The organism is Conyzicola lurida, assembly GCF_014204935.1.
Taxonomy (GTDB): Bacteria; Actinomycetota; Actinomycetes; order Actinomycetales; family Microbacteriaceae; genus Conyzicola; species Conyzicola lurida.
Genome location: NZ_JACHMJ010000001.1, coordinates 1,814,128 through 1,832,928 on the forward strand (window position 1 = coordinate 1,814,128; position 18,801 = coordinate 1,832,928).

Sequence of the window (18,801 nt, forward strand, 5' to 3'; positions counted from 1 at the left end):
GTTAATCGCTTTCTGTCGTGCTGTCGGCGGTGGCGGCCTCGAGGGCCGCCTGGTCGCGCTCGACCAGCACGGTGGAGACGCGGCGGCGTCGACCCTCGGTGCGGTCGGCGGTGAGGACGAGGCCGGACACGGTTGCGCTCGACCCCTTCACGGGAAGCCTACCGAGTGTCTTGGTGAGCAGGCCGCCGACGGAGTCGACGTCGTCGTCGTCGAGCTCCATGTCGAACAGGTCGCCGAGCTCGTCCGTGGGCAGGCGCGCGCTCACGCGGTAGACGCCGTCGCCGAGGTCTTCGATCTCGGGCGCCTCGTGGTCGTACTCGTCGGAGATGTCGCCGACGAGTTCCTCGATGAGGTCCTCGAGCGTCACGAGCCCGGCGATTCCGCCGTACTCGTCGACGATCATCGCGAGGTGGTTGGCCTCGAGCTGCATGTTGCGCAGCAGGCTGTCGGCCTTCTGCGACTCGGGCGCGAAGAGCACGGGGCGGGCGAGCTCGAGCACGGTCATCGTCTCGGCGCCGACCGGCTGCTCGTAGTTGATGCGGGCGATGTCGCGCAGGTGCAGGATGCCGAGCACGTCGTCGACGTTCTCGCCGATGACGGGCATCCGGGAGACGCCGCGGCTGAGGAAGATCGCCATCGCGGTGCCGATCGCCTCGTCGCCCTCGACGGTGATCATGTCGGTGCGCGGGATCATCACCTCGCGCACGACGGTGTCGCTGAACTCGAAGATCGAGTGGATGAGCTCGCGGTCGACCTCCTCGAGCACGTCGAGCTCGGTGGCCTCGTCGACCATGCTGAGCAGCTGTTCTTCGCTCGAGAACGTGACGGACTTGGGCCGGCCCGGGGTCACCCGGTTGCCGATGGCCACGAGGGCGTTGGCGACGGGACCGAGAAAGAGACGGATGCCGCGGATGAGTCCCGCGCTGAACCGCAGGGTGCCGCGGGGGTGCGCCCGGCCCACGCTGCGGGGGCTCGAGCCCACGAGCACGAACGACACCGCGGTCATCAGCAGCGCCGACCAGAGCAGCGCGAGCCACCACTGCTCGATCGCGTAGGCGAACGACAGCGAGACGAGGACGGCCGCGGTCGTCTCGGCCACGACGCGCATGAAGTTGAGCGCGTTGGTGTGGGCCCCGATGTCGTCGGAGATCGCGAGCAACGCCTTGCGCCACCGGCTCGTCGACGCGATGTCGACGATGTCGGTGCGGCTGAGCACGCTGAGCGCCGCGTCGGCGGCCGCGAGCAGCCCGCCGAACAGCACGAGCAGCACCGCGACGCTGACGAAGATCGGGATCATCACGGGCGTTACCGGCGGCGTTCGGCGAGCGAGAAGCCGACGAGGATGTCGCGCTGCAGGCCGAACATCTCCTTCTCCTCGTCGGGCTCCGCGTGGTCGAAGCCGAGCAGGTGGAGGAGGCCGTGCGTGGTGAGCATCAGCATCTCCTCGATCGGCGTGTGCCCGGCGGTCTCGGCCTGCTCGATCGCGACCTGGGGGCAGAGCACGATGTCGCCGAGGAGGCCCGCGGGGGTGATCGAGTCCTCGGTACCGGGGCGCAGCTCGTCCATCGGGAAGCTGAGCACGTCGGTGGGGCCCGGTTCGTCCATCCACTGCACGTGCAGCTGCTCCATGGCGGCCTCGTCCACGAGGATGATCGACAGTTCGGCGTCGCGGTGCACGTGCAGCTCGTCGAGCGCGTACGTGACGAGACGCTGCAGCACGGTTTCGTCGACGGCGATCGTCGACTCGTTGTTCACTTCGATAGACATGGCTCAGCGCTTTCGGTTCTGGCGTTCGTAGTCCGAGCGCTGGCGCTCGGCGTCGAACTTGGTATAGGCGTCGACGATCTGGCCGACGAGGTTGTGGCGCACGACGTCGGCGCTCGTGAGCTGGGCGAACACGATGTCGTCCATGTCGTCGAGCACGTGCGTGACGAGCTGCAGGCCGCTCGCGCCCATCGGCAGGTCGACCTGGGTGATGTCGCCCGTGACGACCATCTTCGAGCCGAAGCCGAGGCGGGTGAGGAACATCTTCATCTGCTCGGGCGTGGTGTTCTGCGCCTCGTCGAGGATGATGAACGCGTTGTTGAGCGTGCGGCCGCGCATGTAGGCGAGCGGTGCCACCTCGATGGTGCCGGCGGCCAGCAGCTTCGGGACCAGTTCCGGGTCCATCATCTCGTTGAGCGCGTCGTAGAGCGGGCGGAGGTAGGGGTCGATCTTGTCGTTGAGGCTGCCCGGCAGGAAGCCGAGCCGCTCCCCCGCCTCGACCGCGGGACGGGTCAGGATGATGCGCTCGACCTCTTTGCGCTGGAGCGCCTGCACGGCCTTGGCCATCGCGAGGTACGTCTTGCCGGTTCCCGCCGGGCCGATGCCGAACACGATGGTGTTCTGGTCGATCGCGCTGACGTACTCTTTCTGGCCGCTCGTCTTGGGCCGCACGGTCGTGCCGCGGCTGGAGACGATCGGTTCGCTGAGCAGGGTGGACGGGCTGCCCGTCTTCTCGCGCAGAATACGGGCGGACTGGGTGACCTCTGTGTCGCCGAGATCGACGCCGTTGCGAATCATCTGGATGAGCTCCTCGACCAGCAGGAGTGCTGGGTGCAGTTGATCGGAACTGTCCTCGACGTCGGGGTCGACGGACAGGGTGATGCGGTTGCCGCGGACGTGCACGCTGACGAGCGGGAACTGGCGCTCGATGGTGTGCAGAAGCCGGTCCTGCGGTCCGAGGAGCCGCACCATGGCGACCCCGTCGACCTCGAGATCGACCCGGTGGAACGTGGGTTCCGGGACGGTGCTGGCGTTGATCGGCCTGTCGCTGCTCATCGGCCTGTTACTGCTAGTCGGCAAGGGTTCCTTCCGGGAGTTGCCCGCCCAGCACGTGTGCGTGGACGTGGAATACGGTCTGGCCGGCGCTTTCGCCGGTGTTGAAGACGAGTCGGTACTCGCCGTCGGAGCGTTCGGCGGCGAGCTGGTCGGCAACCGCCACCATCTCGGCGAGGAGTGCCGGGTCCGCCTTCGCGAGTTCGCCGACGGAGCGGTACTCGCCCGTCTTCGGGATCACGAGCAGGTGCACGGGCGCCTGCGGGGCGATGTCGGTGATCGCGAACACGGATTCGCTCTCGTAGACGATGTCCGCGGGAATCTCGCGCGCGAGGATTCGGCTGAAGATCGACGGCTCGGAAGTAGACATAGCCACCAGCTTAATCGCTGGCGGTCACCACCGGCCGAGTTTCGCGTTCAGCACAGCGATCGCCGCCGGGCCCGCGGTGGAGGTGCGCAGCACGGTGTCGCCGAGGCGCACCAGGGTGGCCCCCGCCGCGGTGAGCGCCTCGAGTTCGTGCGGCGCGATGCCGCCCTCCGGCCCGACGACGAGCACGATGTCGCGGTCGTCGGGTTCGAGCGCGCTCAGGGCGAGCTCCGCCGTCGGCTCGAGCACGAGCATCCGCACCTCGGACGACAGCCGCACGAGCTGGTTCGTGCTGACCAGGTCGAGCACGTCGGGCAGCCAGGCACGGATCGACTGCTTGGTCGCCTCGCGCACGATCGCGGTCCAGCGGTCGTGGCCCTTGGCGACCTTCGCACCCTCCCAGCGGGAGATCGACCGGGCGGCCGTCCACGGGATGACGCCGTCGATGCCCAGCTCGGTGGCCGCCTGCACCGCGAGCTCGTCGCGGTCGCCCTTGGCCAGTGCCTGGGCGAGGAAGATCGCCGGCTCGGTGCGGGGCACGTCGGTGACCTCGACGGCCTCGATCGTGAGGTCGGTGTGCTCGGCGGTGACCACGGTGCCGGTCACGACGAGCCCGCGGCCGTTGCCGATCGACACCGTCTCGCCGACCGCGAGACGGCTGACGGTGACCGCGTGCCGCGCTTCCGCACCCTCGACCGACACCCGTGACCCGACCTCGGCGGTCGAGACGAGCTCGTTCAGGTAGAAGTGCGCCATGGGTGTCAGACGTTCAGGAAGCGGTCGCGCAGCTTGGCGAACAGTCCCTGCTGGAACGACGCGAGGTGCGGCGCCTTGGCCTTGTGGCTGCCGGCGAACTGGCGGATGAGCTCCTGCTCCTTGCCGTTGAGCTTCGTCGGCGTCACGACCTGCACGCCGATCTTGAGGTCGCCACGGCCGCCGCCGCGGAGCTTGCTGACTCCGCGGTCTTTGATCGTGAGGATGTCGGCGCTCTGCGTTCCCGGCTTGAGGTCGAGCTCGAGCTCGCCGTCGAGGGCGTCGACGCGGACGCGGGTGCCGAGCACGGCATCCGCCATGCTCACCTCGAGGGTGGCCATCAGGTCGTCGCCGTTGCGGCTGTAGACCTCGTGGTGCTTGACCTTGATCTCGAGGTACAGGTCGCCGTTGGCCCCGCCGGCGGGACCGACCTCACCCTGGTTCGGCAGCTGCAGGCGCAGTCCGGTGTCGACTCCCGCGGGGATGTCGACGGTCATCTTGCGCGTGGCGCGCACGCGGCCCTGGCCGGCGCAGGTGGGGCACGGGTTCGGGATGACGGTGCCGTAGCCGCGGCAGGTGCCACAGGGGCTCGACGTCATGATGTTGCCGAGCAGGCTGCGGACGGCGCGCTGGATCTGGCCGGACCCGTGGCAGATATCGCAGACGACGGCGCGGGTTCCGGGGGCGCAGCAGCTGCCCTCGCAGGTGTCGCAGAGGATCGCGGTGTTCACCTCGAGGTCGCGCTTGGTGCCGAAGATGACCTCGTCGAGGTCGACCTCCACGCGCAGGAGGGCGTCGCCGCCGCGTTCCTTGCGCGACCGGGGTGCCGCTCCGCTTCCGCCGCCGCCGGGGGCTCCGCCGCCGAAGAAGGTCTCGAAGATGTCGCTGAATCCGCCGAAACCCTGGGCGCCGCCGAACTGGCCGCTGCCCTGGTTGTCGTATTCCTGCCGCTGGCGCGCGTCGCTCAGCACGTCGTAGGCGTGCGTGACCTGCTTGAACCGGTCGGACGCGCTCGGCTCGGGGTTCACGTCGGGGTGGAACTCTCGGGCCAGCTTGCGGTAGGCCTTCTTGATCTCTTCGGGAGACGCCGACTTGTCGACGCCGAGTACTTCATAGTGGTCAGCCACAGTTACTTGTCAATCCTCACGCTGGTGGTGGTCACGGCGGTGTCGATGGTCATCGGTCTCCATCGTCGCCGAGCAGTCTGGTCAGGTAGCGGGCGACTGCTCGCACCGCTGCCATGTTGTTGGAATAGTCCATGCGGGTCGGGCCGAGCACGCCTAGCCGGGCGAGTGCGCCACCCGAGGACGTGTAGCCGCTCGAAAGCACCGAGGTCTCGCCGAGTCCGAACTCGGCGTTCTCGCGCCCGATGGTGACGGCGACGCCGTGGTGGTCGCCGTCGACCTCGCCGAAGAGCTTGAGCAGGGTGACCTGTTCTTCGATCGCCTCGAGCACCGGGAAGATGCTGCCGTTGAAGTCCTCTTCCGTGCGCACGAGGTTCGCGGTGCCGGCCATCACCAGTCGTTCCTGGCGACGCTCGGTGGCCTGTTCGACGATCGAGGCGGCGATCTGCGTGACGAGGTCGCGGCGGTCGGCGGGATAGCTCGCGCCGATGTGGGCGAGCGAGCCGGCGACCTCGGCGAGAGCGAGTCCGCCGAGGCGCGCGTTGAGGGTGCTGCGGAGCTCGGCGAGGAAGAGTTCGTCGATGTCTCCGGCGGTGTCGACGAGGCGTTGCTCGACCCGGCCGGTGTCGGTGATGAACACGGTCATCAGGCGGCGCGGAGCGAGAGGCACGATCTCGACGTGACGGACGCGCGATCGGGAGAGAGTGGGGTACTGCACGAGGGCGACCTGGTGGGTGAGCTGCGAGAGCAGGCGCACGGTGCGCGACAGCACGTCGTCGAGGTCGACCGATTGGCCGAGGAAGGTCTCGATGGCCTGACGCTGCGCCGAGCTGAGCGGTCTCAGGTCGGCCAACTGGTCGACGAAGACGCGGTAGCCCTTATCGGTCGGGACGCGGCCGGAGGAGGTGTGCGGTGCGACGATGAGCTCTTCTTCTTCGAGCAGGGCCATGTCGTTGCGGATGGTCGCCGCGGAGACCCCGAAGGAGTGCCGTTCGACGATCGACTTCGACCCCACCGGCTCACGGGAGGCCACGTAGTCCTGCACGATGACACGGAGGACCTCGAGACTGCGATCCGACACCATGTCGCACCCTCCCTTCGCCCGTTGGCACTCGAACTGCCTGACTGCCAATTGTACCGCGCTGCGCCGAGTGGGAGGGATTGCACGCACCGGACGGAGGCAGTACCGTGTGGAAGCACTTCGAGACCACCCCCGAACGGGGGTCAGGCGAAAGGCACACCCCCCGCAGTGACAGACTCCGTATCCTCCCGCGCCCGCGCGCTCCGCGACGACCGCGCGTGGGCGAGCCTCGCCCATCTCGGCGGTGTGCTCGGCCCGATTCCGGCCCTGATCGTCTTCGTCGTCACCCGGCAGCGCGCGGGGGTGGCGCGGAAGGAATCGAAGGAAGCCCTCAACTGGCAGATCACCGCGGCGATCGGATACGTCTCGCTGCTGGTCGTCGCGGGCGTGCTGTCGCTGGCGATGTCGCTCGTGTCGCTGGGTCCGGCCGCGTCGCTCACCCTGGTGCTCCCCGCCGCGCTGTACGCGCTGAACGTCGTGCTCTCGCTCACCGCGAGCTCGCGGGTCAACGCGGGCGGGGAGTACCGCTATCCGGTGTCGGTGCGCTTCCTGCGCTGACGTCCTCGACGAAAAGTCAGCGCTGCGAAAATAATCGCGACAATCACTGAGCTTCCCTGCTTTAATGAGCGCATGACAGACGCGCCCCCGCCCTCAGACAACTATCAGCCGACCACGCCGCAGCCGCTCAGCCCGAGCGACGAGCGACTGTGGGCCACCCTCATCCACGTGGGAGGGATCTTGTTCTACTTCGTCCCGGCCCTCGTCGGGTACCTCGTCCTCAAGGACCGCGGCCCCTTCATCCGGGCGCACACCCTCACCGCGCTCAACTTCCAGCTCTCGATGTTGATCTACTGGGTGGCAGCGACCGTGCTCGCCGCCATCACCCTCGGCATCCTGTCGATCCTCTACCTGGCGATCTTCGTCGTCGTCGTGGTTTTCAGCATCATCGCCGCCGTCGCCGCCAACAAGGGCGAGACCTACAAGTACCCGCTGACGATCCAGTTCATCAAGTAGCACCCGCTCCCGCGTTTACTCCAGCAGGCGTCGTACGACGGCGTCGGCCAGCAGCCGCCCTCGCAGGGTCAGTTCCACTGATCCGCGCAGGGCGGCTGCCGCGTTAACGAGTTCGTCGGCGATCAGGCCGGCGACGGCGGTGCGGCCCGACGGCTCAAGTTCGTCGATGCGCAGGCCCTCACGGATGCGGGTGAGCAGCAGCACGCGCTCCACTCGTCGCGTCTCGGCGTCGAGCGTCTCACGCCCGGCCGCGGGCGAGAGGCCCGCGAGGATGCGGTCGGCGTACGCCGACGGGTGCTTCACGTTCCACCAGCGCACTCCCCCGACATGGCTGTGCGAACCGGGGCCGATGCCCCACCAGTCGTGGCCCTGCCAGTACGACAGGTTGTGCCGCGAGCGGTGGGCGGAGTCGCGCGACCAGTTGCTCACCTCGTACCAGTCGTACCCGGCAGCGGCGAGCTTGGCGTCGAGCAGCTCGTACATGTCGGCCTGCAGGTCGTCGTCGGGCCGCGCCACCTCGCCGCGGCGGATCTGCCGGGCGAGCTTCGTGCCGTCCTCGATGATGAGCGCGTAGGCGGAGATGTGGTCGGGATTCTCGGCGAGCACCGCGTCGATCGAGGCTTCCCAGTCGAGGAGCGACTCCCCCGGCGTGCCGTAGATGAGATCGAGGCTGACCTGCAGTCCGGCCTCTCGCGCCCAGGCGACGACGAGCGGGATACGCTTCGGGTCGTGGGTGCGCTCGAGGGTCGCGAGCACGTGCGGCACGGCCGACTGCATGCCGAACGAGACACGGGTGAAGCCGGCTGCCTTCAGCGCGAACAGATAGTCGCGGTCGACGGAGTCGGGGTTGGCCTCGGTGGTGACCTCGGCGCCGGGCTCGAGACCCCAGCCGTCGATGACCGAGGCGAGCATGGCGGCCAGGTCGGTGACCGGCAGCAGCGTGGGGGTTCCCCCGCCGAAGAAGACGGTCGAGACGCGGCGCTCGGGCAGCCCCGATTCGCGCAGCACCCGCCCGGCGAGGGCGACCTCTTCGATCGCCTGGCCCGCGTAGTCGCTGCGCTTGGCACCGCGCAGCTCTTCCGACGTGTAGGTGTTGAAGTCGCAGTACCCGCAGCGCACCCGGCAGAACGGCACGTGCACGTAGATCCCCAGGTGACGGCTCGCCGCGGCATCCATCACGGAAGACGGCAGGAGGCCGTCGGCGGGTGCCGGGTCGGCGAGGGGAAGGGCGCTGGGCATTGTCTGATTCTCTCAGACCGGCCCGGGTGCCGCCTGACGTCGGTCGAGGGCGAAGATCCGGATGTCGCGGCGAGCCGTCTTCTCGTAGTCGCGGTATCGCGGCCACTGCCGCTCGAGCACCGGCCAGACGTCCTCGGCCTGCCGCGGGTCGAGCAGCGTGGCCCGCACCGGCACCGTCTCGCGCCGGTAGTGCACCTCGGCGAGCGGGTTCGCGATGAGGTTCGCGGTCCACGCGGGGTGCCGCGGCAGCCCGAAGTTGCTGCCGGCGACGTACCAGCCGCCGTCCGGGCGGGGGAAGCACATGAGCGGGGTCTCGCGCCGCAGCCCGGTCTTCGCCCCGGTCGTGAACAGCGTGAGCGACGGGATCATCGGGGCGCTGAGCTTGAGCCGCCCGCCCGAGACGCGGAACAGGAACCGGTCGAACGGGGTGATCAGCGGGCGCAGCACGTGCCGCACGGGGCTGCGCATGAGGGCGGCGGTGACGGCGCGGATGCTGCGGTGCATGCCCCGAGTGTGGCAGGCGGGGCGGGTGCTACTCGAGCGGCCCGCCGAGGGCACGCAGGTAGCGGCGCGTGTAGAACCACTGCGTGGCCCGCAGCACGGGCGCGACCAGCCACCAGTACCAGGCGGCGGGACGGGAGAACGCGCGGATGACCATCCAGACGGCGCCGTCCTCGGTCTGCTCGACGAGGAACGCCTCTTCGCCGTCTTCGGGGTGACCGGGCAGGGTGCCGTAGGCGAAGCCGCGGCGGCTCGGCTCGTCGACGACGTAGACGACGCGGGCCGGCGCCTTCACCCAGACCGGCCAGAACCGGATCGAGAGCAGAACGGTGTCGCCCGGGGCGATGAGCGCGGTGCCGTCGGGGGCGAAGACCGTCTCGCCGGTCGCCGAGGTGTGCGAGGGCACGACCGGCTCCCCCGCGGCGTCGAACGTGACAGGCGTGTAGGTCAGTTCGCTGACGTAGTCGGGCGTGTGCCCGGTCTCGACGCGGAACCCGCTGTTCTTCTGCACCACCCAGCTGAGCACCGCGGCGGAGGCCCAGGCGAACCGCTCGTCGCCGTGCCCGATGCGGGCGCGGCGCTCGATCGGCCGGTATCCGGCGGGCGGGTACTGCAGCAGGTCGGGTGCCTGGGTGGCTCCCACGGCGCCGTAGCTGACCGGGCGGGCCCAGAGGTCGGCGTTCACGCCGGTCCTTACTTCTTCTTCGCTTCCGTGTCGCCCGTGAGCGCGGCGACGAACGCCTCTTGGGGAACCTCGACGCGGCCGACCATCTTCATGCGCTTCTTGCCCTCCTTCTGCTTCTCGAGGAGCTTGCGCTTGCGGGTGATGTCACCGCCGTAGCACTTGGCGAGCACGTCCTTGCGGATCGCGCTGATGGACTCGCGGGCGATGATGCGCGCGCCGATCGCGGCCTGGATCGGCACCTCGAACTGCTGACGCGGGATGAGCTTCTTGAGGCGCTCGGTCATCAGAACGCCGTAGGCGTAGGCCTTGTCGCGGTGCACGATGGCGCTGAACGCGTCGACGGCCTCGCCCTGCAGCAGGATGTCGACCTTGACGAGGTCTGCGTCCTGCTCGCCGATGGGCTCGTAGTCGAGGCTCGCGTAGCCGGCGGTCTTGCTCTTCAGCTGGTCGAAGAAGTCGAAGACGATCTCGCCGAGGGGCATCGTGTAGTGCAGTTCGACGCGGTCTTCGCCGACGTACTCCATGCCCTGCATCGTGCCGCGGCGGCCCTGGCAGAGTTCCATGACCGTGCCGACGTAGTCCTTGGGCAGCAGGATCGACGCCTTGACGATCGGTTCGCTCACCGACGCGATCTTTCCGCCGGGGAACTCGCTCGGGTTGGTCACGGTGACGGTCTTCTTGTCGTCGGTCGTGACCTCGTAGATGACGGATGGCGCGGTGGCGATGAGATCGATACCGAACTCGCGTTCCAGACGCTCCGTGATGATCTCGAGGTGCAGCAGGCCGAGGAATCCGCAGCGGAAACCGAAGCCGAGGGCCACGGAGGTCTCGGGCTCGTAGACGAGCGCGGCGTCGGAGAGCTTGAGCTTGTCGAGCGCCTCGCGCAGGAGCGGGTAGTCGGAACCGTCGATCGGGTAGAGGCCCGAGAACACCATCGGGATCGGCTCGGAGTAGCCCTTGAGGGCGATCTCGGCCGGCTTCGCGTGGCTCGTGACGGTGTCGCCGACCTTGGAGAGGCGCACGTCCTTGACGCCGGTGATGAGGTAGCCCACCTCGCCGACGCCGAGGCCCTTGGTCGGAGTCGGCTCGGGAGCGCTGACGCCGATCTCGAGCACCTCGTGGGCGCTCTTGGTGCTCATCATCATGATCTTCTCGCGCGGGTTGATCTTCCCGTCGATCATCCGCACGTACGTGATCACGCCGCGGTACGCGTCGTAGACCGAGTCGAAGATCATCGCGCGGGCCGGTGCGTCCGCGTCCCCGACGGGTGCGGGGATCAGGCGGGTCGCGGCATCCAGCAGTTCGGGCACTCCCACGCCCGTCTTGCCCGAGACGAGCAGGATGTCTTCGGGCTTGCAGCCGATGAGGCCGACGATCTCCTTGATGTACTTCTCGGGGTCGGCCGCGGGGAGGTCGATCTTGTTGAGCACGGGGATGATCGTGAGGTCGTTCTCGAGGGCGAGGTAGAGGTTCGCGAGCGTCTGCGCCTCGATGCCCTGCGCGGCGTCGACGAGGAGGATCGCGCCCTCGCAGGCGGCGAGCGAGCGCGATACCTCGTAGGTGAAGTCGACGTGCCCGGGGGTGTCGATCATGTTGAGCGCGTAGGTCTGGCCGTCGAGCTCCCACGGCATACGCACGGCCTGGCTCTTGATCGTGATTCCGCGCTCGCGCTCGATGTCCATGCGGTCGAGGTACTGGGCGCGCATGTCGCGGTCGCTCACCACACCGGTGATCTGGAGCATGCGGTCGGCAAGGGTCGACTTGCCGTGGTCGATGTGGGCGATGATGCAGAAGTTGCGGATGAACGCCGGATCGGTGGAGGAAGGCTCGAGGGCCGTGAGTGCGCGGGGAGACATTTGTGCCTATTCTCCCACGAGTCGCGCGCGGGGCGCGCGCTGACCGTCGTCAGCGCGGTGTCAGAAGAGTCCGACGAGCAGCCACGGTCCGGCGAACACGATGCCGACCACGGCCGTGACGAACCAGCCGAACGCCATCACGGCGCCGAGTACGATGCCCCAGACCGCGAAGGCGTGGCCCTCGGGTTCGCGGCGGTAGGCGAGGACACCGACCACGATCGCGGCGATCGGGACGAGGAAGGTGAGCCCGAGCAGCACCGAGGCGATGCCGAGGATCAGGGCGACCACGCTGAGGTTGCGGGTCGCGGCGGGAGCGGTGGGAACCGCTGTGGTGGGAAGCGTCTGGGTCATGGTCCAAGGCTAGAAGCGACGAATCCCCGGTTCCATCGGGGTAACCCCCGGTTTGTGGCTCAGGGTACCCGCGGGGCCTCTGCCGCCGTGCCGGTGATGGCGCGCACGGCACCCTCGAGCTCGGGGTGCTCGAACTCGAAGCCCTCGGCCTCCAGCGTCGTCGGCAGCACCCATCGGCTCTTGAGCAGCAGCTCGGTCTCGGTGTGGATCGCGAACGAGCCGAGCTCGAGCATCCACCGGGTGAGCGGGAGCCCGAACGGCACGCCGAGCACGCGTCGCAGCGTGCCCATGAGTTCGCGGTTCGTGACCGGCCGCGGGGCCGCCACGTTGACGGGGCCGTCGATCGCGGCATCCGTCTGGATGAACCGGATCGCACGGTAGACGTCGTCGATGTGGACCCAGGAGAACATCTGGCGGGCGCCCGCTGTCTTGCCGCCGACGTGCGGCCCGCCGAGACCGATTCGGGTGAGGGAGAGCAGCGGTGACAGGGCGGACCCGTCGCCGAGCACGATCGCCATGCGCAGCGCGACCTGACGCACACCGTCGCGGGAGTGGGCGAAGAACTCGCGCTCCCAGGCGGTGGCGACGTTGACCGAGAAGCCGTTGCCGATCTGGCCGTCGGCGTCGGTCATCGGGCGGTCGTCGGCGTGCCGGTAGATCGTGGCGGTGCTGGAGTTGAGCCAGAGCGCGGGCGGGTTCGGCACGGTCTCGACGGCGCGGCCGAGCTCGCCCGTGGTGAGCAGGCGCGAGCTGAAGATCGCCGCGCGGTTCTTGTCGCTGTACCGCGTGTTCACGCTCTTGCCGGCGAGGTTGAGCAGCAGGTCGGCGCCGTCGATCGCCGCCTCGAGTGCGGCGGTATCGCCCCAGACGACGTCGGCGCCGCTGCGGCCGACCGTGACGACGGTGTCGCCGTCCTCCCGGAAGCGGCGGGCGAAGTACCGCCCCATAAACCCGCTCGCGCCGGCGATGACGATGCGCTGGCCGCTCACACTCCTGCCGGGATCCGCGAGAGGCCGGCGATGAGGTTCTCCTCGGAGTTGGCGAGGCAGACGCGGATCCAGCCCTCGCCGGAGCGTCCGAACGCACTGCCCGGGGCGACGGCCACGCGCTGCTCGAGCAGGAGGGTCTCGGCCCAGGCCGCGACATCCCCCGCACTGGCATGGCTCACGTCGATCCAGAGGTAGAAGGCCCCTGTCGGGGGCAGATAGCGGATGCCGCGGCTGTCGAGATACCCGGTGGCGGCGACCAGATTGGCCCGGTAGTGGGCCTTGGCGGCGGCGACGTGCTCGTGGTCTCCGGTGATCGCGGCGACGGCGGCGTACTGTGCCGGGCTGTTGACGCAGCTGATGGTCGCCTCCTGCACGGTGCGCATCGTGGCGGCGAGCCCGGGCGGCGTGACGAGGTAGCCGACCCGGATGCCGGTCATCGCGTAGGTCTTGGAGAGGGAGAAGGCGGAGAACACCCGACTGCGCTCGCCGTTTTCGGCGGTCTCGAGGCTGGCGATGCTCACGTGCTTCTCGCCGTAGGTGAAGTACTCGTAGACCTCGTCGCTGATGATCCAGAGGTCGTGGCGGCGGGCGAAGTCGAGCAGCTCCCGCAGCACCTCTTCGGGGAAGATCGCGCCCAGCGGGTTGGACGGCGAATTGACGATGAGTACGCGGGTGCGGTCGGTGACGAGGCGTTCGAGCTCGGCGATGTCGGGCAGGAACCCGCGTTCGGGCAGCAGCGAATAGGGCACGGGGTGGGCGTCGAGCATGCGCACGCCCATGGTGAAGGTCGTGTAGCCGGGATCGGGGATGAGCGCTTCGTCGCCGGCCGCGAGCGTCAGCGTCATGGCCTGGTAGAGCGCCTGCGTCGCGCCGACCGTCACCCAGACTCGTTCGACGTCGACGTGCACGCCGTTCTCGCGGGCCAGTTTGTCGACGATCGCGGCGCGCAACGGGGCGATGCCGCCGTTCGGCGTGTAGTCGGTCTCGTCGGCGTCCCAGGCGCGCTTGGCTGCCTCGGCGATGTGCGGGGCGACCGGCACGTCGGGTTCGCCGATCACGAGGGAGATGACGTCGTCGAGCTTCGTCGAGATCTCGAAGATGTGGCGGATGCCGGATCCGGGGACCGACTCGATGTGCTGGGCAAGATGCGGCATACCCTCAGGCTATTACGCTGAGGCCATGCCCGGTTCCGCCCCGATCTCGACAGTGGTGCTCGTCCACGGGCTGCGCACGTCGTCGTCGATGTGGCGGCACCAGGTCCTCGCCCTCTCCGCGCTGGGCTACACGGTGATCACGCCCGACCTGCCCGGGCACGGGTCGCGCATGCACGAGCGATTCACTCTCGCGGGCGGCGTCGAGACGATCGACCGCGCCGTGGCTGCGGCCCCCGGGCCGGTGTTCCTCTGCGGATTCTCGCTCGGCGGCTATCTCGCCGCGCACTGGGCTGCAGCGGAACCCCGCGACGTGACCGGCATCCTCGCGGCGAGCTGCGGCACCCAGCCGTCGCGCGTCATCCTCGATGCCTGGCGGGTCGGGGCGGCGGCGATCCACCTGCTGCCCGACCGCGGGCTCGGGCTCAATAACGCCGTCGTGCGCGCCGTCATCCGCGACCCGGAATACGCCGACGATGTCATCGCCGGCGGCGTCGCCCTCGAGGTCATGCAGGACGTGCTGCGCGAACTCCGAGGCATCAGGATGGCGCACTCGCTGTCGCGCATCGAGCAGCCGATCTGGCTGGTGAACGGCACTCTCGACCACATCCGGCTGCAGGAGCGCAGCTTCCTCGCCGCCACCCGACACGGCACGCTCGTGCGGATCCCGGGCGCGAGCCACATGGTGAGCGTCGCCCGGCCTGTCGAATTCACCCGGGTGCTGGTCGACGCGATAAACTCGTCCCGCCCGGCCGACGGTCTCTGATTGCCGGAACGGGCTGGCAACTGGTAATGTTGCCTGTTGGCTTCCGTGCAACCCTCTATTGCATATTCGCGGCCGGGAAATTCTTTTCCTCGGCCGCTTCGCGCGACGCGTCTCGCCAGACGGTCGTGCAGTGATTCTTACAAACGTCAGCTCTACAACAAGAAGGTAAATTCAGTGGCAAACATCAAGTCGCAGATCAAGCGCATCGGAACCAACAAGAAGTCGCAGGACCGCAACAAGGCCGTCAAGAGCGAGGTCAAGACCGCTATCCGCTCCGTGCGCGCAGCGATCACCGCGGGCGACAAGGAACTCGCCGTCGCGACCCTGCTCGTCGCAGCCAAGAAGCTCGACAAGGCAGCCAGCAAGGGCGTCATCCACAAGAACCAGGCCGCCAACAAGAAGTCGGCGATCGCCAAGCAGGTTGCAGCGCTCTAAGCGTTACCACTCTTCGAAAGCCCCTCCCGCTCCGGCGGGAGGGGCTTTTCGCATGCCGAGGCGGATCGAGCCCGTCGAAATCGCTCCCGCCGGCGGATCGAGCCTGTCGAAATCCTGTTTCGCTGGGCGCACCTCGCCCGCTCAACAGGACGAAACGCCCGGTTCGCGCGCTCGACAGGACGCATCGGCGCTTTCGGCAGGACGCGTCCTGTCGTTCGTGTGTGCCGGGGCGGATGACGCTGGGTGCGACAGGGTTTCGACGGCTCAAACCCGCGGTCGCGATTCGGGCAGATCGCGCCTGTCGAAGTCTCTGGTCGGCGAAGGGTTTCGACAGGCTCGACCAGCGGGGCGGCATCGTCCCGAGCCGCGAAGGGTTTCGACAGACTCAACCCGCTCGGACAGCCCGACCCGCGAGGGGTTTCGACAGGCTCGACCCGCTCGGGCTAGCGGGCGCCGCGGCCCGCGACGATGCCGACCATGCGCTCGAGGGCGTAGACGGGGTCGCGGCCGCCGCCCTTGATCTGGGCGTCGGTGTCGGCGAGGAGCTCGATCGAGCGGCCGAGACCGTCGTCGCTCCAGCCCTGGAGGTCTTTGCGGGCGCGGTTCACCTGCCACGGGGCGAGCGAGAACTGCTGCGCGAGCTGCGCGTCGCTGCCCCGCACGTTGTAGAGCTTCGCCATGGTGCGCAGCTTGGACGCGAACGCTGCCAGCATCGGAACGGGGTCGGCTCCCGAGGCCAGGGCGTGCCGGAGGAGGATGAGTGCTTCGCCGTGGCGGCCCGCGATCGCGGCATCCGCCACTTTGAATGCCGTGGTCTCGACCCGGCCGGAGTAGTACTTCTCGACCGTCACCTCGGTGATCTGCTCGCTCGCGTCGGCGAGCAGCTGCTGGCAGGCGCTGGCCAGCTCGGCGAGGTCGTCGGAGAACGCGGAGACGAGCGCGCGGAGGGCGCCGGGCGTGACGCGACGGCCCGCTGCCTGGAATTCGGCCGCGGCGAAGTCGAGCTTCTCGGTGTCCTTCTTGAGGTCGGCACAGACGATCTCGATGCCGTTGCCGAGTCCGCCGCGGATCGCGTCGAGCATGCGCTTACCGCGCACCCCGCCCGCGTGCCGGAGGACGACGTAACAGTCGTCGGCCGGGTTCTCGAGGTAGCGCAGCACGTCTTCCATAAACGCGTCGGTGCACTTCTCGACGCCGGTGACGCGGATGAACCGGGGCTCGGCGAAGAGCGACGGGCTGGCCAGGGTGATGAGCTCGCCGGGTGCGTAGTGGTCGGCTTCGAGGTCGCCGAGCTCGAGGCTGGGGTCTTCGATGCGCAGGGTGTCGCGCAGCAGGCGGATCGCGCGGTCGGCGAGGAAACCCTCGGTACCCGACACCAGAACGACGCGTGCCGGTCGGACCTTGTCCCACGCCAGTTGCGGAATGGCGACCTTGGCCTTGCTGGCTGGCTTGGTTGCCACGCTGTGCTCCCTCGATGCTTCGCCTCGTCGACCGACTCCGGCGGGTCAAGCCTAATCGCGACCGCCGACGCCGGGCGCCCGGCGTCACCGCTCGCTCCACACGCGAACGCCCTCGTCGGCCGCCGCGGGGCTGACCAGGATGAGCCCGTCGGTGTCGGTGCGCCACACGGTCGTGCCGACCCCGGCGAGCAGGTCGAGCAGCTCGTCGGTCGGGTGACCGTAGTCGTTGTCGGCGCCGACCCCGATCAGCCCGACGGTCGCCGACGCCCGCTCGTACAGCCGCGGCAGCTGGTCCGCGGACCCGTGATGGCTCACCTTGACGACGTCGACCGGTGAAACGGGACCCGCGGCGAGCATCAGCGCCTGCGACTGTTCGCCGAGATCGCCGAGGAACAGCGAGCCGAGGCAGCCGCTGGCGCAGTCCCCCGCCCCGGCGAACTCGAGCGCGACGCTCGCGTCGTTGCCCGGCTCCACCGTGCCGAGCCGGGCACGCGGCCAGAGCACGGTGAACCGCAGTTCGCCGAGCACTCCGCTGTCGCCCCGGCTGACCCGCTCGACCACCGCCCCGCCCGCGGCGAGGTCGGCGAGCAGCCGGTCGTCCGCGGCGTCGGAGGCCGGGCCGACGATGGCGCGGTCCACCCGGCCGATCACCGCCTCCGTGCCGCCGACGTGGTCCAGATCGAAGTGGCTGAGCACGAGCAGGTCGATGCGACCGATGCCGAGGGTGTCGAGACAGGCGCCGAGCGGTTCGGGCAGCGGACCGGTGTCGACGAGCGCCACCCGCCCCGCGCTGCGCACGAGCACGGCGTCGCCCTGGCCGATGTCGCACCGCGATCTGCCAATCGTCGGGCCGCGCGAGCTGCTGGGCGACCCGCCCGCCGACCGCGGAACCGGCACCGCAGGCGAGCGCGGTGAGGACGGCGCAGGCCGCGGCCAGGCGCGCCCGCCGCGGAACCCCGCCGAGCACCGCGACGAGGGCGGCGACCGTGACCCCGGCGAGCAGCAGCACGCCCGGGATGCCCGGCGGCCACGGCAGCTGCGAACCGGGCAGCCCCGCGAAGAACCCGGCGACGGCGGCGATCCAACTGGCGGGGAGCCAGGCGACGGCTGCGAGCAGGCCGCCGAGCCACGGGACGACGGGCAGCGTGACGCACGCCAGCAGTCCGACCACGGTCGCGAGCGGCGCCGCCGGCTCGGCCATGACGTTCGCGACGACCCCGTAGGTCGGGATCGACGGCTGGAGCATCAGCAGCACAGGCTGGCAGGCGAGTTGCGCCGCGACGGGGATCGCCAGCACCGCGGCGATGCCGCGCGGCAGCACGCGTGCGAACACCCGCGTGAGCGGCGTCGACAGAACGAGCAGGCCGCCGGTCGCGAGCACCGACAGCGCGAACCCGTAGCTGCGGCTGAGCCACGGGTCGCTCGCCAACAGCACGAGCACCGCCAGCGAGAGCACGGGCACCCCGCGCACCGGTCGTCCGCCGAGCATGGCGAGCAGCACGATGAGCGCCATCGCCGCCGCACGCACGACGCTCGCCTGCGGCGTCACCAGCACGACGAAGGCGACGAGCAGGCAGACGGATGCCGCGATCCTGCCGCCACGACCCAACCCGGCAGCGCCCCCGAGCACCATGACCAGCGCGACCACGATCGCGCAGTTGGCACCCGACACGGCCGTCAGATGGCTCAGCGAGCTCGACTTCATGGCGGTGTCGAGGCGCTCGCTCACCGCCGCGGTGTCTCCGATCGCGAGGCCGGGCAGCAGGTCACCGCCGTCACCGGGCAGGGCGGTCGCCGAGGCCGCGAACCGGGCGCGCAGCGTGTTCGCCCAGTCGAGGTACCACGGCGGCTCGGCGACGACCCGCGCGGACCCGGAGGCGAACACGAGGAACGCCGCGTCGTCGCCCGGCTCGGTCGCGGTCAGCGTACCGCTCAGGGCGAGTTCCGCTCCGACGCCCGTTCGCCCCGGCGGAGGCTCGCCGAAGACGAGCACCGGCACCGACAGTGCCGCCGCTCCCCCGTCGCCCACCGTCGCACTCGTGACGGTGGCGGCGAACGGTCCCGCCCGCGCTTCCGCCTCGTCGCGACCGATCCCAGAGTCGGCGCCGTCCGGTTCCGCAGGATCCGGCGAAGCCGCCCCCGGAAGCGCGCCGAGAGTCTCCCCCGTCACCACTGTCAGACTCACGAACCGCCCGCCGTGCGCGGCATCCAC

Annotated in this window: 20 protein-coding genes and 1 pseudogene; 4 read left to right on the plus strand and 17 right to left on the minus strand. The window is 69.3% G+C overall.

Features of this window, described 5'->3' with window-relative positions; translation table 11 throughout:
• Nucleotide 1 precedes the first annotated feature (1 nt).
• The 7 genes from HD599_RS08715 to hrcA form a co-directional block, all read right to left on the minus strand.
• Entirely contained in the window at nucleotides 2–1,297 is a 1,296-nt protein-coding gene (locus tag HD599_RS08715) for a hemolysin family protein (RefSeq protein ID WP_184240472.1), read from the minus strand.
• A gap of 8 nt (nucleotides 1,298–1,305) precedes the next feature.
• A complete protein-coding gene (gene ybeY / locus HD599_RS08720; protein ID WP_184236084.1) occupies nucleotides 1,306–1,767 on the minus strand; it encodes an rRNA maturation RNase YbeY in 462 nt (153 codons plus the stop codon).
• A gap of 3 nt (nucleotides 1,768–1,770) precedes the next feature.
• The gene (locus HD599_RS08725; protein WP_246376569.1) at nucleotides 1,771–2,736 is read right to left on the minus strand and encodes a PhoH family protein; all 966 of its coding nucleotides are present in this window, start codon (nucleotides 2,734–2,736) and stop codon (nucleotides 1,771–1,773) included.
• Nucleotides 2,737–2,833: 97 nt separating this feature from the next.
• On the minus strand, nucleotides 2,834–3,187 hold the full coding sequence (locus HD599_RS08730; RefSeq protein WP_184236090.1) for a histidine triad nucleotide-binding protein: 354 nt from the start codon (nucleotides 3,185–3,187) through the stop codon (nucleotides 2,834–2,836).
• A 24-nt stretch (nucleotides 3,188–3,211) separates the two neighbouring features.
• Nucleotides 3,212–3,940, minus strand: a complete 729-nt coding sequence (locus HD599_RS08735) for a 16S rRNA (uracil(1498)-N(3))-methyltransferase (RefSeq protein ID WP_184236093.1) — start codon at nucleotides 3,938–3,940, stop codon at nucleotides 3,212–3,214.
• 5 nt (nucleotides 3,941–3,945) lie between these two features.
• The gene (gene dnaJ / locus HD599_RS08740; protein WP_184236096.1) at nucleotides 3,946–5,064 is read right to left on the minus strand and encodes a molecular chaperone DnaJ; all 1,119 of its coding nucleotides are present in this window, start codon (nucleotides 5,062–5,064) and stop codon (nucleotides 3,946–3,948) included.
• 49 nt (nucleotides 5,065–5,113) lie between these two features.
• The gene (hrcA, locus tag HD599_RS08745; RefSeq protein ID WP_184236099.1) at nucleotides 5,114–6,145 is read right to left on the minus strand and encodes a heat-inducible transcriptional repressor HrcA; all 1,032 of its coding nucleotides are present in this window, start codon (nucleotides 6,143–6,145) and stop codon (nucleotides 5,114–5,116) included.
• A gap of 165 nt (nucleotides 6,146–6,310) precedes the next feature.
• On the opposite strand from hrcA, the gene HD599_RS08750 reads away from it, so the two are divergent.
• Together HD599_RS08750 and HD599_RS08755 are read left to right on the plus strand one after the other, a co-directional pair.
• Entirely contained in the window at nucleotides 6,311–6,700 is a 390-nt protein-coding gene (locus HD599_RS08750) for a magnetosome magnetite crystal formation protein family (protein ID WP_184236102.1), read from the plus strand.
• 72 nt (nucleotides 6,701–6,772) lie between these two features.
• Nucleotides 6,773–7,156, plus strand: a complete 384-nt coding sequence (locus HD599_RS08755) for a DUF4870 domain-containing protein (protein WP_184236105.1) — start codon at nucleotides 6,773–6,775, stop codon at nucleotides 7,154–7,156.
• A gap of 15 nt (nucleotides 7,157–7,171) precedes the next feature.
• Here HD599_RS08755 and hemW read toward each other — a convergent pair whose 3' ends face one another.
• The 7 genes from hemW to HD599_RS08790 are packed head-to-tail and all read right to left on the minus strand — an operon-like array spanning nucleotide 7,172 to nucleotide 13,931.
• Complete coding sequence (hemW, locus tag HD599_RS08760) at nucleotides 7,172–8,395, minus strand: radical SAM family heme chaperone HemW (RefSeq protein WP_184236108.1); 1,224 nt, start codon at nucleotides 8,393–8,395, stop codon at nucleotides 7,172–7,174.
• 12 nt (nucleotides 8,396–8,407) lie between these two features.
• Nucleotides 8,408–8,899, minus strand: a complete 492-nt coding sequence (locus HD599_RS08765) for a nitroreductase family deazaflavin-dependent oxidoreductase (RefSeq protein ID WP_184236113.1) — start codon at nucleotides 8,897–8,899, stop codon at nucleotides 8,408–8,410.
• A 28-nt stretch (nucleotides 8,900–8,927) separates the two neighbouring features.
• Nucleotides 8,928–9,581 (minus strand): DUF1990 family protein, encoded by a 654-nt coding sequence (locus HD599_RS18330; protein ID WP_184236116.1) that lies wholly within the window; start codon nucleotides 9,579–9,581, stop codon nucleotides 8,928–8,930.
• Between the two features lie 8 nt (nucleotides 9,582–9,589).
• Entirely contained in the window at nucleotides 9,590–11,437 is a 1,848-nt protein-coding gene (gene lepA / locus HD599_RS08775; protein WP_184236119.1) for a translation elongation factor 4, read from the minus strand.
• 60 nt (nucleotides 11,438–11,497) lie between these two features.
• Nucleotides 11,498–11,788: a DUF4190 domain-containing protein gene (locus HD599_RS08780; protein WP_184236122.1), complete on the minus strand. Its 291-nt coding sequence runs from the start codon at nucleotides 11,786–11,788 to the stop codon at nucleotides 11,498–11,500.
• A gap of 59 nt (nucleotides 11,789–11,847) precedes the next feature.
• The gene (locus HD599_RS08785) at nucleotides 11,848–12,777 is read right to left on the minus strand and encodes a TIGR01777 family oxidoreductase (protein WP_184236125.1); all 930 of its coding nucleotides are present in this window, start codon (nucleotides 12,775–12,777) and stop codon (nucleotides 11,848–11,850) included.
• A complete protein-coding gene (locus tag HD599_RS08790; protein WP_184236128.1) occupies nucleotides 12,774–13,931 on the minus strand; it encodes a pyridoxal phosphate-dependent aminotransferase in 1,158 nt (385 codons plus the stop codon). The genes HD599_RS08785 and HD599_RS08790 overlap by 4 nt, the downstream gene beginning before the upstream one ends.
• Before the next feature lie 25 nt (nucleotides 13,932–13,956).
• Here HD599_RS08790 and HD599_RS08795 point away from each other — a divergent pair, with 25 nt between their 5' ends.
• Together HD599_RS08795 and rpsT are read left to right on the plus strand one after the other, a co-directional pair.
• The gene (locus HD599_RS08795) at nucleotides 13,957–14,694 is read left to right on the plus strand and encodes an alpha/beta fold hydrolase (protein WP_184236131.1); all 738 of its coding nucleotides are present in this window, start codon (nucleotides 13,957–13,959) and stop codon (nucleotides 14,692–14,694) included.
• Between the two features lie 174 nt (nucleotides 14,695–14,868).
• Entirely contained in the window at nucleotides 14,869–15,129 is a 261-nt protein-coding gene (rpsT, locus tag HD599_RS08800; protein WP_184236134.1) for a 30S ribosomal protein S20, read from the plus strand.
• A 443-nt stretch (nucleotides 15,130–15,572) separates the two neighbouring features.
• On the opposite strand, the gene holA is transcribed toward rpsT, so the two are convergent.
• The 3 genes and pseudogenes from holA to HD599_RS18390 form a co-directional block, all read right to left on the minus strand.
• Nucleotides 15,573–16,589: a DNA polymerase III subunit delta gene (gene holA / locus HD599_RS08805; protein WP_184236137.1), complete on the minus strand. Its 1,017-nt coding sequence runs from the start codon at nucleotides 16,587–16,589 to the stop codon at nucleotides 15,573–15,575.
• An 84-nt stretch (nucleotides 16,590–16,673) separates the two neighbouring features.
• A complete protein-coding gene (locus tag HD599_RS08810; protein ID WP_221420468.1) occupies nucleotides 16,674–17,486 on the minus strand; it encodes a ComEC/Rec2 family competence protein in 813 nt (270 codons plus the stop codon).
• A gap of 130 nt (nucleotides 17,487–17,616) precedes the next feature.
• Nucleotides 17,617–18,294 (minus strand): annotated as a pseudogene (locus tag HD599_RS18390) (ComEC/Rec2 family competence protein); the annotation flags it as partial.
• Nucleotides 18,295–18,801: the final 507 nt, after the last annotated feature.